The organism is Agrobacterium sp. D14, assembly GCF_001526505.1.
Taxonomy (GTDB): domain Bacteria; phylum Pseudomonadota; class Alphaproteobacteria; order Rhizobiales; family Rhizobiaceae; genus Agrobacterium; species Agrobacterium leguminum.
Genome location: NZ_ASXX01000018.1, coordinates 1 through 13,987 on the forward strand (window position 1 = coordinate 1; position 13,987 = coordinate 13,987).

General features: G+C 63.1%; 11 protein-coding genes. 5 read left to right on the forward strand and 6 right to left on the reverse strand.

Going from position 1 to position 13,987, the window contains the following annotated elements; genetic code table 11:
* The first annotated feature begins 204 nt into the window (after window positions 1-204).
* Window positions 205-1,518: an MFS transporter gene (locus L901_RS13135; RefSeq protein WP_059757366.1), complete on the forward strand. Its 1,314-nt coding sequence runs from the start codon at window positions 205-207 to the stop codon at window positions 1,516-1,518.
* A 59-nt stretch (window positions 1,519-1,577) separates the two neighbouring features.
* Here the strand turns inward: L901_RS13135 and L901_RS13140 are convergent, their stop codons facing one another.
* A complete protein-coding gene (locus L901_RS13140; protein ID WP_059757368.1) occupies window positions 1,578-2,543 on the reverse strand; it encodes an MBL fold metallo-hydrolase in 966 nt (321 codons plus the stop codon).
* Between the two features lie 87 nt (window positions 2,544-2,630).
* Here L901_RS13140 and L901_RS13145 point away from each other — a divergent pair, with 87 nt between their 5' ends.
* On the forward strand, window positions 2,631-3,584 hold the full coding sequence (locus L901_RS13145; protein WP_020808472.1) for a LysR substrate-binding domain-containing protein: 954 nt from the start codon (window positions 2,631-2,633) through the stop codon (window positions 3,582-3,584).
* A 323-nt stretch (window positions 3,585-3,907) separates the two neighbouring features.
* Here L901_RS13145 and L901_RS13150 read toward each other — a convergent pair whose 3' ends face one another.
* From L901_RS13150 to L901_RS13170, 5 genes are all read right to left on the reverse strand, one after another.
* Window positions 3,908-4,321 carry a GNAT family N-acetyltransferase gene (locus L901_RS13150; protein ID WP_059757371.1) on the reverse strand — a complete coding sequence of 138 codons (414 nt, stop codon included), beginning with the start codon at window positions 4,319-4,321 and terminating at the stop codon, window positions 3,908-3,910.
* A gap of 89 nt (window positions 4,322-4,410) precedes the next feature.
* Window positions 4,411-6,504 carry a hypothetical protein gene (locus tag L901_RS13155; protein ID WP_059757373.1) on the reverse strand — a complete coding sequence of 698 codons (2,094 nt, stop codon included), beginning with the start codon at window positions 6,502-6,504 and terminating at the stop codon, window positions 4,411-4,413.
* A 1-nt stretch (window position 6,505) separates the two neighbouring features.
* Complete coding sequence (locus tag L901_RS13160) at window positions 6,506-9,316, reverse strand: DUF4159 domain-containing protein (RefSeq protein ID WP_059757374.1); 2,811 nt, start codon at window positions 9,314-9,316, stop codon at window positions 6,506-6,508.
* On the reverse strand, window positions 9,313-10,239 hold the full coding sequence (locus L901_RS13165; RefSeq protein ID WP_003523086.1) for a DUF58 domain-containing protein: 927 nt from the start codon (window positions 10,237-10,239) through the stop codon (window positions 9,313-9,315). The genes L901_RS13160 and L901_RS13165 overlap by 4 nt, the downstream gene beginning before the upstream one ends.
* Window positions 10,240-10,264: 25 nt before the next feature.
* Window positions 10,265-11,275: a MoxR family ATPase gene (locus tag L901_RS13170; protein WP_059757377.1), complete on the reverse strand. Its 1,011-nt coding sequence runs from the start codon at window positions 11,273-11,275 to the stop codon at window positions 10,265-10,267.
* Window positions 11,276-11,450: 175 nt separating this feature from the next.
* Between L901_RS13170 and L901_RS13175 the strand changes: the two genes are divergently transcribed.
* Genes L901_RS13175 through L901_RS13185 form a run of 3 tightly spaced genes read left to right on the forward strand, consistent with a single transcriptional unit; the run spans window position 11,451 to window position 13,968 of the window.
* Window positions 11,451-12,080, forward strand: coding sequence for a DUF1285 domain-containing protein (locus L901_RS13175; RefSeq protein ID WP_059757379.1), 630 nt, complete (start codon window positions 11,451-11,453; stop codon window positions 12,078-12,080).
* Window positions 12,077-12,715, forward strand: coding sequence for a CoA pyrophosphatase (locus L901_RS13180; protein WP_059757382.1), 639 nt, complete (start codon window positions 12,077-12,079; stop codon window positions 12,713-12,715). The genes L901_RS13175 and L901_RS13180 overlap by 4 nt, the downstream gene beginning before the upstream one ends.
* Window positions 12,712-13,968 carry a CCA tRNA nucleotidyltransferase gene (locus L901_RS13185; RefSeq protein WP_059757384.1) on the forward strand — a complete coding sequence of 419 codons (1,257 nt, stop codon included), beginning with the start codon at window positions 12,712-12,714 and terminating at the stop codon, window positions 13,966-13,968. Before L901_RS13180 ends, L901_RS13185 begins: the two co-directional genes overlap by 4 nt.
* Window positions 13,969-13,987: the final 19 nt, after the last annotated feature.

A 13,987-nucleotide genomic window follows, 5' to 3' on the forward strand; every position in this document is an offset into this window, starting at 1 on the left:
ATACGTCCACACAAGTCCGGCATGACGGAAGGGGCGTTGCGCGCTATGGCAAACATCGAGACTGCCGTGCACGTCTTTTTATGTGGTAAAATCTTCTTCCGATGGTCTGTCTCGAAACAACGCCTCTCCTTCCACAGAATTCAATTCCGTTTCCTCCCCCTATACGATAGCAAGTCAAAGTCGATTTCTGCAAAGGGGCGGGGCATGACGGCTATCACCATGAACGATGCGCTGGAGCGCGCGGGCGCAGGCGCCTATCAGCGGCGGCTGATGGGCATATTCGGCCTCGTCTGGGCCGCGGATGCCATGCAGGTTCTCGCCGTCGGCTTCACCGCCGCCTCGATTGCCGCAACCTTCGGGCTGACGGTGCCGCAGGCGCTGCAGACCGGCACGGCGTTCTTTTTCGGCATGTTGCTTGGTGCTGCCGGTTTCGGGCGGCTGGCGGATCGTTACGGGCGTCGCCGTGTGCTGATCGTCACCGTGGCCTGCGATGCGCTGTTCGGCGTGCTTTCGGTGTTCGCGCCCGATTTCACCATCCTGCTTGTTTTGCGTTTTTTGACCGGGGCCGCCGTGGGCGGCACGCTGCCGGTGGATTATGCGATGATGGCCGAGTTCCTGCCCGCCAAAAATCGCGGCCGCTGGCTGGTTTTTCTCGAGGGTTTCTGGGCTGTCGGAACGCTGATCGTGGCACTGGCTGCCTGGGGCGCCAGCCTTGCCGGTGTCGCCGATGCCTGGCGTTATATTTTCGCCGTGACGGCATTTCCGGCGGTTCTCGGCCTTGGCCTACGCTTTCTGGTGCCGGAATCGCCGCTTTACCTGCTGCGCAGCGGGCGGTTGGAGGAAGCCAAGGCCGTCGTCAACCGCATGCTGGTGACGAATGGGCGTGCGCCGCTCGATGCCGGGACCGGGCTTTTCCAGCCTGACGTGGGCAAGGGGCAGGGGATATTTTCGCCGGCGCTCCGGCAGCGCAGCATCATGATCCTCGCCATCTGGTTCCTTGTTTCCGTTTCTTATTACGGCGTCTTTACGTGGATGCCGGCGAAACTGGCCGGAGACGGGTTCGGTTTCGTGCGCGGTTATGGTTTTCTGGTGCTGGTGGCGCTGGCGCAAATCCCCGGTTATGCGCTTGCCGCCTATGGCGTCGAAAAATGGGGCCGCAAGCCGACGCTGATCGGTTTCTGCCTGCTCTCCGCGCTCGGTTGCCTGCTCTTCACGTTGGCTTCGGCGGGCGCGATGATCGCCGCCTCGCTTCTTATCATGAGTTTTGCGCTGCTCGGCACCTGGGGTGCGCTTTATGCCTATACGCCGGAGCTTTACCCGACGGAATCGCGGGCGACCGGCATGGGGGCCGCAGGCGCCATGGCAAGGCTCGGCGGCCTGCTGGCGCCGTCGCTGCTCGGTTATGCCATAGCGCAGGGTTTTGGCGTCGCAATCGGCATTTTCGCCGGTCTGCTGGTGCTTGCCGCGATTGCGGCGACGATGATCAATGCGGAAACGCGGCAGGTGGCGCTGACCTGACGCGCCCTTCCCGCGCAATGGCCTGACCCTTTGAGGATCAGGCCATGCTATTTACCACCCTACAGCGCCGTGTAGTTGACCGGCAACCAATCGTAATTGGTGCTGTCGGTGCGCACATGGCCGATGCCGGGGAAGGCGATATGCGCGCCGGCCACCAGATATTTGCCCTCTACCGCCTGCCGGAATGCCAGATCGCGCGCGACAACGGCGGCCTTCTGGTCGACGTCGAATTCGATGGCCACGTCAGGCTCATCGAACTGGAGGATATCGCCATGGGTGATATCGCCCCAGAAAACAATTTTCTGGCCGTCGCTTTCGAGAACGACAGCGCTGTGGCCGGGCGTGTGGCCGGCGTAAAGAATAGAGCCAAGGCCGGAAACCGGCGCGGCATTGTCGCCGAATGTCTCGAACTTGCCGGCATCGATATAGGGCTGGATGCTTTCCTTCGCTTCGGCATAACCCTTCTTCAGCGCTTCAGGGGCCGCCTTGGCCTTTGCCGCATCGAGCCAGAAAGCGGCTTCACGCTCGTTGACGTGCAGGGTCGCATTGGCAAAGACGCGTTTGCCATTGGCTGAAAGCCCGCCGGAGTGGTCGGTATGGATATGGGTGAGGATAACGTCATCTATATCCGCGGTTTTATAACCGGAGGCCTCGATATTGGTGACGAGCCTGCCGAGGGATGGGCCGAGATAAGCGCCGGTGCCGGCGTCGATCAGCACCAGCCTGTCGCCGGTGTTGACGAGAAAGGCGTTGACCGAGGTGGGCGTCTCTTCCGGCAGGAAGGCGTCCTGCAAGACTTTCGCCGCATGTTCCGGCGTGGTGTTGGTGTAAATCTTGGCAAGCGGCAGCGCGATGACGCCGTCCGAAAGGGCGGTGACTTCCACCTTGCCGACCGTCAACCGGTAAAAGCCGGGTGCCTGCGTGGCGGCAAACGGCGCCTTGGCGAATGCGACGGTGGGGGCAACGAAAGGGGCGGCGAAGATGGCGCTGGCGGCGCTTTTGAGAAGTGAGCGACGGGACGGCATTGGGAGCTCCTGGGTTGAGGGAATGTCTTGAAACTTTCCGCACTCCAGCTAAGTGTAGGCAGGCCAGCAATCAAATCGATGTGACTTATGCAAACTATCGATCATTTCAATCTCCGCTCCTTCGACCTCAATCTTCTCATCGCTTTCGATGCGATGATGGAGGAGATGAACGTTACGCGCGCCGCGCGGCGGCTGAAAATCCAGCAACCGGCCATGAGCCATAATCTCTCCACCCTGCGCACCCTGTTTCAGGATGAGCTTTTCATCCGCGTGGGGCAGGAGATGAAGCCGACGGCGCGGGCGCTTAATCTGGCCGGCCCGGTGCGGCAGGCGCTCAGGCAGGCGCAGGCGGCGGTGATGACGGCGGATGTGTTCGATCCGGCCACCGAGCGCCGCACATTCCGGCTGGGCATGTCGAGCGAGGTGGAGCTGTTGCTTTTGCCGGATCTGACGGCGCGGCTGCGGGAGATCGCACCCGGCATCCGCATCCTCGCCCGCAGCGGGCAGGAGCAGGAAATTACCGCGATGCTCGATACGGGCGTGATCGACATGGCTGTCGGATGCACCTATTCGAAGGAGCAGCGCCACCATTGCGAGCCGCTTTATTCCTCCAGCGTGCTTTGCTGTTTCAACCCGGCCTTGCTCGATCTGCCCAATCCCGTCGGGCTGGACGCCTATATGGAGGCCAAACATGCGGTCATATCGCAGACGGACAGTCTGCATGGCTGCATCAAGGATGCGCTGGAACTGAGCGGCTTGGAAATCGACGTCGTTGCGGCCGCGCCGGATTTCCTCTCGGTGCTGGCGACGGCGCGATCCTCGGCGGTGCTGGCGACCGTGTCCTCACGCATCGCGCTGCGTTATGCGCCCATGCTGGGACTTGAAATAAGCCCGGTGCCGGTGACGCTGAGTTTCCCGCCCGTCGCCATGGTCTGGACACTACAGACAGATGCGGATGCCGGAGCCGTGTGGCTTCGCCAGCAAATCCGCGAGGCCATGGGCCGAACGGTCGACGGTGGGGTATCGGGGATCGCCGCCTAAAGCATGTCTCCCAAAACTGTGCAGTGGTTTTGGTAGATATGCATAAAAACAAAGAGATAAAGCGCGTCGCATTTAATCTGCTTCCACAGTACACGACAGTTGAAATCATCGACGGCGCTGGGTGTCGTTACCCCCCTCTGTCCTGCCGGACATCTCCCCCTCAAGGGGGGAGATCGGCAAGAGGCTTTCTCGCCGCTTCATTCTCCACCGTCGAAAGGTGCGAGACATCGCCACGGAACAATCTCCCCCCTTGAGGGGGAGATGTCCGGCAGGACAGAGGGGGGTAACGACGTGCGTGATCGTCGACGATTTTCAACAGCCTGCTAGAAGCGTTTCTCCAGCCATGTGATCGTCTGGCCCGTGGAAAGCGGCGCAAGCGAGCCAATCTTCGTGAAACCGTAGCGTTCGTAGGTTCTCAGGGCATCCGGGTTCATCGTGTCGATATAGGCGCCCATGCAGCCGCGCTTTCTCGCTTCCGCCTCCGCCATGGCAAGCAGCTTCGGGCCTGTGCCCTGACCGCGCATGGTTTCCGGCACGAAAAGAAGCTGCACGTAAAGCCAGCCGCGAGCGGTATATCCCACCAGACCGCCGGTGACGGTATTGTCGTCATCGCGAATGGTGATGTTGAGTTCGCGTTTGTCGCTTTCGCCGAAACGGGCGAGATTATAGGCCACCAGCGGATCGCGAATGGCCTTTTCGACTTCCGCATCCGCGACGTCGCTCAAAACGAAATTCATGTTGATCTTCCCGGGCCGCCGGGCGGCGGCCGTTTCCTCGTTTCCAATCCGAGACGTGAAGCGCCTTAAGCTCTTCGCTGGAAACGCCCTTACCGGCCCTCACGCCACCACAGCGCGGAGAAGGCGAGCAGCAGGGCGGCAAGCCCGGCAAAACCGGCAAAACCGGCAAAGAGCGGCAGGGTGTTGACGCCTTTCAGCACCGTCTCGTCGGTCATGCGTATCAGCATGCGATCCTCATCGGCAACCCTGATATCTCCGCGCACCGGCAATATATCGGGCAGCGCGATACGGCCGGAATTGTCGGCGACGCGGTGCACGCTGCCTCTGGTGGCGTCGGCCAGCGGTTTCAGCGTTTCGGTGGTCGAGATCATCGCCTTGAATTCCGGCGCATCCACCGCGCCGACATGGACGAGGGTGGTGAAATCGCCGTTTTTGATCTCGAACAGGCCGGTTTCATCCATGCGGCGTTCGATCCTGTAAAGACCGGGCTCCGTGCTGGTGAAGGCCATGTTCTCGGTCTTGCCGGAAGGGAAACGCACGCTGGCCTGACCGGGATCGTCGCCGATGGTCTGGCGGGTGATCTGCAGGGTGCGGCCATTGGCGCGCGCCGTCAGCGCTTCTTCTTCAAGTTCGGGTTCCTTCATCAGCCAGTGGGCGATGCGGCGGTAAAGCGCCACATGCGGGCCGCCGCCTTCAAAACCGCGCGCCCACAGCCAGCCCTGATCGGACAGCAGCATGGCGACACGGCCTTCGCCCTGACGGTTGAGAACCAGAAGCGGGTCCTGCCCGTCGCCCAGCATCACGGTCTGGCCCTGCGGCGGGTCGACGCTGATGGTGCGGAACCAGCGGCCCCATTGCGGCGGCTCGTTGCCCGAACCTTCCAGCCCGCGGGTGACGGGGTGCTTCTTGCCCGCTTCCGAAAGGCGCGGGTAGAAAGCGGCCTGATGCACCTGACCGGTCGGCTGCGCCGGCAGCACGGAGGCGAGCGGCGTCATGGCGATCGAATCCTGACCGGCATGTTCCGGCCCGGCAGCAATCAAAAGCGCGCCGCCCTTTTCGACATATTGGGCGATGTAATCGTAATAGAGGATCGGCAGCACGCCGCGATGCTGGTAGCGGTCGAAGATGATGAGGTCGAAATCCTCGATCTTTTCGACGAACAATTCACGGGTGGGGAAGGCGATCAGCGAGAGTTCGTTGATCGGCGTGCCATCCTGTTTTTCCGGTGGGCGCAGAATGGTGAAATGCACCAGATCGACCGAGGCGTCGGATTTCAGGAGGTTACGCCACGCCCGTTCACCGGCATGCGGTTCGCCTGAGACCAGCAGCACGCGCAGGTTCTGGCGGATGCCTTCGATCAGGTGGACAGCGCGGTTATTCGCCGCTGTCACTTCGCCCGGAAGCTCGGCGACGGAAAATTCCATGACATTGTTGCCGCCGCGCGGAACCTTGAAATTGAACGGCGTCGGCTGGCCGGGTGTCGCCTGCAGCGTGGCGATTTCTTCGCCGTTCATCTTCACCGTCACTTCCGCCGAACCGCCGCCGGCGGGGCGGCCGTCATCGAAGACACGCAGTGTCAGCTGCTGTTCCTCATTGACGATGCCGAAGCGCGGGGCGCGAACGATCTCGATACGGCGGTCGAATTCATCGGCCTTGCCGGTGATCAGGCCGTGCACGGGCGCGCGGAAGCCCAGCGCCTGTTCGGCGTTGGGCAGGGCATTGGGGATATCATGAATCTGGCCGTCGCTGAGGAAGATCGCGCCGCCGACACGAGAGGGTGAAACATCCGAGACGGCGGAGGAAAGGGCCGAGAACAACTGCGTCGAGGGTGAATCGCTCTCGCCATTGTCGCGCACTTCCACGATGCGCGGTTCGATGCGCGGGAAGCGGGACAGCCGGTCTTTCAGCGTCTCCAGCGCCGTATCGGTCATTTGCGGCCGGTCCTGTACGTCCTGGCTCTGCGAACGGTCGACGATGACGGGCACGATGGTGGAGAGCGGCTCGCGCTCCTCCTGCGTCAGCAGCGGATTGGCAATAGCGGCAAGTAGGGCGGCAAGCGCCAGCCCGCGCAGCCATGCGCCGCGCACGCCGCGCCACAGGCCGATGAAGGAGAGGAGAAGGGCGGCGACGGCCAGAACGGCAATCACGATCCACGGCAGGAAGGGGGCGAAGGTCAATGTCATGTCACTGCCCCAACCGTTCGAGAAGTGCGGGAACGTGGACCTGATCGGCCTTGTAGTTGCCGGTCAGCATATACATCATGATGTTGACGCCGGAGCGGAAGGCATGTTCGCGCTGCATCTCATCCGGCGGCACCGTTGGCAGAACCGGCGCGCCCTGCGGATCGACGGCCCATGCGCCGGCGAAATCATTGCCCGTTATCATGATCGGCGTCACGCCATCGCCGGAGGAGGAGAGGCCGGAGGTGGTCTTCGCCGCCCCCTGCCGCGATTCCACCCAGAGCGGCGAACCATTGTAACGGCCGGGGAAATTGGTGAGCAGATAGAAGGACCGCGTCAGAACGTGGTCTTCCGGCACGGGCTCCAGCGGTGGGATATCGATATTGGCAAGGATCGCCTGCAGGCGTTCGCCGTTAGGGCTGGTCGCACCGGTATCGAGCGAAGAGAATTGGTCGCGCGTGTCGAACAGCACGGTACCGCCGGCGCGCATGTAGGCGTCGATGCGCGAGATGGCGGCGCTTGAGGGCATGGGTGCCGTTGCGGAAACCGGCCAGTAGATGATGGGATAAAAGGACAATTCATCCTTGGAAATATCGAGGCCGACGGGCTGGCCGGGCTCCAGCGTCGTGCGCCAGGTCAGGAATTCGCTTAAACCCTGCAAGCCCTGCTCGGAAATGCGGTCGACATCGTCTTCGCCGGTGCGGACATAGGCGAGATGGGTGGTGTCCAGCCGCTCGAAAATTTGCTCGTCGCCGGGTTTGGGATCGTCGGCGCGGGCGTCGGTTGGCGACATGGCGGCAAAGGCGCTGAGGGCCAGAAGCACGGTGGCGGCGGTCGCGCTGCGGGCTTTCGGCAGGCGTGCGAAGGCGCCGTTCATGAAGAGCACGATCAGGCTGTCGGCGATCAACATCAGGAAGGCGGCGATGAAGAGCGCGGGGCGCAGCGATTTCGCCGTTTCGCCGATCAGCGCTTCGCTGGTGGTGCTGACACCGGCGGCGGACGTGTCGAGGGGGCGAAGTGTGGCACCTGCGGGCAGGAGATTGAGAGCCACGAAACCATCCTCTGTGCCATAGAGGCCGGGGGGATTGTCGAAACCGGTGCGGGGCGGCTGGCCGGCGCGCATTTCCAGCGGCCGGGCAGTGCCGATTTCGGCTGAAAGCGCGCCTTCCGCCGTCAGCAACCGGAAGGGCGGAAGGGCGGCAGCCGGGGCATTGGCGTTGGCGGAAGCGCCGCCCGCCTTCGACAATTGCACGATACGGCGCAGCATATCGACGAAATGACCCGAGATCGGCAGGTCGGACCAGCTTGCCTCGGCGCTGACATGGAAGAGCACGATGCGGCCAGCCTCGACATTACGGGTGGTGACGAGCGGCGTGCCGTCGGCAAGGCTTGCCCAGGTGCGTTCGGCCAGATCCGGTGTCGGTTCGGCCAGAACCTGACGTTTGACGAGGACGCCATCGGCCTTCGGCATGCCGGCAAAGGCGCCGAAATTCGGGAAATCGGCAAGCGGCTGCGGCTCGGCCCAGGAGAGCGCGCCGCCAAGCGCACGTTCGCCCTGTCTGAGTGTTACAGGCACCAGCGGATCGTCGGCCGGGGCTGCGGCAAGGCGCGGTCCGGCAAAACGGATCAGCGTGCCGCCACCGGCGAGCCAGCGTTGCATCGGCTCATAGGTTTCCTGCGGCAGACGGCCGATATCGGCCATGACGATGACCGAAGGATTGGATTGCAGGATTTCCGGGATCGCCTGCGCCAGATCGGCCTGCCGCTGCGGAATGAGATCGGCGAAAGGCTGAAGCGCGCGGCTGATATAATAAAGCGGCTGCAGCAGCGGCTGGAAATCATTGCCGGTTTCGCCGGCCAGCAGCGCCACGCGACGGCGGCGGAAGCCGTCGTCGAGAAGATGCACTGCACCCGCCGTCGACACGCCTTCGAGGGAAAGGCGGGCGAAATCGTTGCGCAGTTCGAAGGGCGCTTCCACCGTCGCCGTGGTTTCGGCCGCGCCGGGCGCGAAGTTCGCGATGCCGTTGGCGAGGATGCGGCCCTGGCTGTCCTGCGCATTGACGGTCAGCCGGGCGGCTTCGGCGGTATCGAGCCGCGACAGTGTGACGCTCATGGCATCGGCATTGTTGGTGGCGCCGGTAATGGCGGTGATCGCCTTGCCGTCGCCCTTCACGATGCGGAATTCGGCGGGGGAGAGGCTGGCAAGCGTTCTCATCGCGCTTTCATCCTGCGCGGTTTGAACACCGTCGGCAATATAGGCGATCGTGCCGGGGGCCGTGCCGTTCAGCGCCTCGGTGATGGCTTCCGCCGTGCGGATACGATCTGGAACGAGCGGCTTCGGTTTTGCTGCGGCGAGCTTTTCCAGTGCAACGGCTGTCGTTCCCGGTACGGCGTCATGTTCCGCATCGGCGGTGAAGCTGATGGAGACGGGGCGGTCGGCCCGTTCCGCGTCGCCGATCAGGGCCTGAGCGGTGGCCACGCGTCTTTCCCAGTCGGGCGCGGAGGCCCAGCTATTGTCGACCATCAGCACCAGCGGGCCGCTGCCGGCAATGCTGTTGTTGCGCGGGTTCACCACCGGATCGGCCAGTGCGAAAATCACGGCGGCGGCAAGCGCCATGCGCAGCAGGGTCAGCCACCACGGACTTTTCGAGGGCGTTTCCTCGCGTTTCAGCACCGTCGCCAATATCTTCAGCGGCGGAAACACTTCCGCCTTGGGGCGCGGCGGGGTGAGCCGCAGCAGCCACCAGATGGCTGGCAGCGCCAAGAGGCCGAAGAGGATATAGGGGCTGGTGAAGACGAAAGGCAATGCGCTCATCTGTGCCCACCGCCTTGCCCACCGCCCTGTGCTGGCGCGCCGGAAAGATACATGTGCATGGCGACGAGCGCTTCGGAAGCGAGATGATCGGTGCGGTGGAACACGAAGTTCCAGCCGAGACGGCGCAGCGACGAGGACAGCGCCTCACGCCTTGCGAGATAGGCGCGGGTGTAATCCTCGCGAATGGTTTCGGCACGGCCGGACACCAGTTTTTCGCCGGTTTCCGGATCGGTGAATTCGGTGCGGCCGGAATAGGGAAAGGTCTCTTCGGCCGGATCGGCAATTTCCACCACATGGCCGCGCAGGCCGCGCCGCGCCAGAGGCGAAATCCGCTCCATCACGGCTTTGGCATCATCGAGAAAATCGCCGATGAGGACGATGTCGCTCGCGCCGCGGATCATGCCCGTTTCCGGCATGCCTGTCGTCAGCGGTGCATGCATGATGGCGGCCGCCAGCCGTTCGGCGGCGTTTCTGGCCGAAACCGGCTCCATGATGCCGGGGCAGCCGATGCGTTCGCCCGAGCGCGCCAGGATTTCCGCCAGCGCCAGCATCAGCACCAGCGCCCGGCTTTCCTTGGAGACGGAGCCGAGCGTGGACTTGAACATCATCGACGGCGACATGTCGGCCCAGAGCCAGATGGTGTGGGCGGCTTCCCATTCCCGGTCGCGCACATAGGTATGGTCGTCGCGAGCCGAGCGCCGCCAGTCGATGCGTGACAGGCTTTCGCCTTCGGCATACGGGCGGAACTGCCAGAAATTTTCGCCGATGCCGCGCTTGCGACGGCCGTGCCAGCCGGCGGTGACGGTGTTGGCGATGCGCTTTGCCTCGACCATGCAGTCCGGCACCAGGGCTGCGCGCTGGCGCGCGCGCGCCAGAACTTCGCTACCCGGCGTCTTGTCTACGATCTGGCCGATGGATGCCACATGCAGTCCTTTCGCGAACGTCGCTTCAGTTCTTCGCCTGCTCCACGAGCGCTGCGATGACATCGCGCACCGACATGCCTTCGGCGCGGGCCGCAAAGGTCAGCGCCATGCGGTGTTCCAGCACCGGTTCGGCCAGTGCATGGACGTCGTCCAGCGACGGGGCTAGCCGGCCTTCGTAGAGCGCACGGGCGCGGGCCGTCAGCATCAGCGACTGGCCGGCGCGCGGACCCGGACCCCAGACAACGTGTTTATCGGTCAATTTATTGCCATGGCCGGGGCGGGCGGAACGGACGAGCGAGAGGATCGCATCCACCACCTTGTCGCTGACCGGCATCTGGCGGATGAGGGACTGGATTTCCATCAGGCGCCCGGCATCGATCACGCCGCGCGCTTCGCCCGAGGCGGTGCTCGTCGTGTCGAGCAGAATCTGGCGTTCGGCGGCAAGTTCGGGATAACCGACATCGACCTGCAGCAGGAAGCGGTCGAGCTGGGCTTCGGGCAGCGGATAGGTGCCTTCCTGCTCCAGCGGGTTCTGGGTGGCGAGAACATGGAACGGCTTCGGCAGCTCATAGGTCTGGCCGGCCATGGTGATGTGATATTCCTGCATGGCCTGCAGAAGGGCGGACTGCGTGCGCGGGCTGGCGCGGTTGATTTCATCGGCCATCAGCAGCTGGCCGAAAATCGGACCCTTGATGAAACGGAAGGAACGGCGGCCGTTTTCGTCCTGATCCATGACTTCGGAACCGAGGATGTCCGACGGCATCAGATCCGGCGTGAACTGGATGCGGTTGGCATCGAGGCCGAGCACGGTGCCGAGCGTGGTGACGAGCTTGGTCTTGGCAAGGCCGGGAACGCCGACGAGCAGCGCATGGCCACCGGAGAGGATGGCGAGAAGCGTGTTCTGCACCACTTTTTCCTGGCCGAAAATGACCTTGGAGACTTCCGTGCGGATCGCCGCGATGTCGGAAAGCGCCTTTTCAGCCGCGGCGACGATGGCCTTTTCATCGAGGGTTTCGCCGGTATTCATCACGCCCATGTCGCTCTCCTCATACCTTCGCCGCTGTCACAGTCGCATCCCGGTTTTGCTGGCAGTCGGCCGGGACGGATTTTGCGCTGCATATAGCTTATTGCTCTCTTGGCCGCTGACAAGCGCCATTCGAATGACTATGTCGTGACTTAGTATTTCCTTATCGGCAAAGCGAGACTCGAATATGGCAGCGGAGACGATAAATTCGGCTGATGATGCGGCGGGGCTTGCGGCGATGATTTCCCGCGCCGCCGAACAGACCGGCGACGCCAAACGCGGGCCGGCCCCGGTGGAACGCTGGAATCCGCCCTTTTGCGGCGATCTCGACATGGAAATCCGCGCCGATGGCACCTGGTTCTACCTCGGCACCCCCATCGGCAGGGCGCCGCTGGTGCGGCTGTTTTCCACGGTTCTGCGCAAGGATGAGGATGGTAAAACCTATCTCGTAACTCCTGTGGAAAAAGTCGGCATCCGCGTCGTGGATGCGCCTTTCGTCGCCGTGGAAATGAAGCTGACGGCGGGTGAGGATGATGGCGAGCCGCTGCTGACCTTCCGCACCAATGTCGGCGATGTGGTAGAGGCGGGGCCGGAGCATCCGCTGCGGTTCGAGGTTTTCGGTGAGAACCGGGAATTGAAGCCCTATCTTCTGGTGCGCGGCCGGCTGGAAGCGCTCGTGTCGCGGGCGGTGATGTATGATCTCATCGCGCTTGGCGAGGTGATCGAAGTGGAGGGCGTCGACATGTTCGCCGTGCGCTCGGGCGGGGTCGTCTTTCCGGTCATGCCCGCCAATGAACTGGAACGGCTTTCGCAATGACGATGACGACTATAGATTTTAAGGCTTTTACCGCCGCCGACTTCCGCCGCCGGGTGTTGAGGCAAGGCGAGGGTGTGGCCGAGCGGGAGCACGGGGACCATGTGCTCAATCCGGGCGTGGTTCTCTCGGGAAACGGCATCAGGCTGAAGGATGCCGCCGTGCTGGTGCCTGTTATCGATGACGGCAACGACGCGCGGGTGATCTTCACCCAGCGCACCGCAACCCTGCGCAAACATTCCGGCCAGATTTCTTTTCCGGGCGGCGGCATCGATGCCGAGGATCGCACACCGGAAGAGGCGGCGCTGCGCGAGACGGAAGAGGAGATCGGCCTTTCCCGGTCTTTCGTGGAAACGGTCGGGCGTCTGCCGGACTATATTTCCGGGACGGGCTTTCGCATCAAGCCGGTGCTGTCGGTCGTCCGCCCCGGCTTTGCGCTGACGCTCAACCCGACGGAAGTCGACGAGGTTTTCGAGGTGCCGCTGTCCTTCCTTATGGACCCGGCCAATCACGGGCGCGGCAGCCGCATCTTTCAGGGGAAGGAGCGGTTTTTCTACGAAATGCCCTATGGCGAGCGCTACATTTGGGGCATTACGGCGGGCATCGTGCGGACGATTTACGAGAGGTTTTATTCATGAACAGCCTTGCCGGGCGGGACTGGTTTAAAAAGCCGGCGCTGAAGCGCATCTTCGCGCTTCTGAATGCCGATGGCGGCGAGGTGCGGATCGTCGGCGGCGCGGTGCGCAACGCGCTGATGGACCTGCCGGTTGTCGATGTCGACATGGCGACGACGCTTACCCCCGATGTGGTGGTGGAGCGGGCGAAGGCGGCGGGTATCAAGTCGGTGCCGACAGGCATCGAGCACGGCACCGTGACGCTGGTGATCGATGGCGAGGGTTTCGAAGTCACGACGTTGCGCCGCGATGTCGAAACCAACGGCCGCCACGCACAGGTCGCCTTCGGCACCGACTGGCAGACCGATGCCGAGCGGCGGGATCTCACCATCAACGCCCTTTATGCCGATGAGAAGGGCGAGATCATCGACCTGATCGATGGCCTGCCCGACATCGAGACCGGGACGGTGCGCTTCATCGGCGATGCGGCGATGCGGATTTCGGAAGATTATCTTCGTATTCTCAGGTTTTTCCGCTTTTTTGCCCATTATGGTTCCGGCCGCCCCGATGCCGATGGTCTGCGCGCCAGTGCACGCGCCAAGGACAAGCTGGGGACGCTTTCGGCCGAGCGGGTGTGGAGCGAGCTGAAAAAGCTGCTTGCCGCGCGTGATCCTTCCCGCGCTCTCTTATGGATGCGGCAATCGGGCGTTCTGACGGAAATTCTTCCCGAGACGGAAAAATGGGGTATCGACGCCATTCACGGGCTGGTGGCGACGGAGCAGGCTCTCGGCTGGGCCGTGGACCCGATGTTGCGGCTTGCCGCCATCGTGCCGCCGGACAGGGAGAGGCTGGCTGCCCTTGCCGCGCGCCTCCGGCTGTCGAAAGCCGAAGCGGGTTATCTCGCCCATTGGGCTTCGGCTCCGGCGGCTGACCCCGAGCTGAAGGAGACGGCGCTCGACCGGCTGCTTTATCGTCAGGGCGTCGAGGGCGTGAAGACGCGGCTGAAACTGGCGCTTGCTTCGGCCCGTGCCGATCTCTCTGCCGGCGACACGGCCATGCAGAAAGTGGCGCGGCTTTCGACTTTGCTGATGAGGGCGGAAAAATTCCAAAAACCGGGCTTTCCGCTGAGCGGTGCGGATGTGATGGCTGCGGGCGTCGAAGCTGGCCCGAAGGTGGGCGAAGTGCTGAAAAGCCTTGAGGAAAAGTGGATCGACGTCAATTTCTCACTCGACCGGGCAGCGTTGACCGCCCGGCTGAAGGATATGCTGGAAAATTGAGGTCAGCGACGGCGTTGCG

Coding starts and splice junctions, on each gene's coding strand:
- L901_RS13185 (WP_059757384.1), top strand. CDS start 12,712: ATGAACAGCCTTGCCGGGCGGGACTGGTTTAAAAAGCCGGCGCTGAAG.
- L901_RS13140 (WP_059757368.1), bottom strand. CDS start 2,543: ATGCCGTCCCGTCGCTCACTTCTCAAAAGCGCCGCCAGCGCCATCTTC.
- L901_RS13150 (WP_059757371.1), bottom strand. CDS start 4,321: ATGAATTTCGTTTTGAGCGACGTCGCGGATGCGGAAGTCGAAAAGGCC.
- L901_RS13175 (WP_059757379.1), top strand. CDS start 11,451: ATGGCAGCGGAGACGATAAATTCGGCTGATGATGCGGCGGGGCTTGCG.
- L901_RS13170 (WP_059757377.1), bottom strand. CDS start 11,275: ATGGGCGTGATGAATACCGGCGAAACCCTCGATGAAAAGGCCATCGTC.
- L901_RS13145 (WP_020808472.1), top strand. CDS start 2,631: ATGCAAACTATCGATCATTTCAATCTCCGCTCCTTCGACCTCAATCTT.
- L901_RS13155 (WP_059757373.1), bottom strand. CDS start 6,504: ATGACATTGACCTTCGCCCCCTTCCTGCCGTGGATCGTGATTGCCGTT.
- L901_RS13160 (WP_059757374.1), bottom strand. CDS start 9,316: ATGAGCGCATTGCCTTTCGTCTTCACCAGCCCCTATATCCTCTTCGGC.
- L901_RS13135 (WP_059757366.1), top strand. CDS start 205: ATGACGGCTATCACCATGAACGATGCGCTGGAGCGCGCGGGCGCAGGC.
- L901_RS13180 (WP_059757382.1), top strand. CDS start 12,077: ATGACGATGACGACTATAGATTTTAAGGCTTTTACCGCCGCCGACTTC.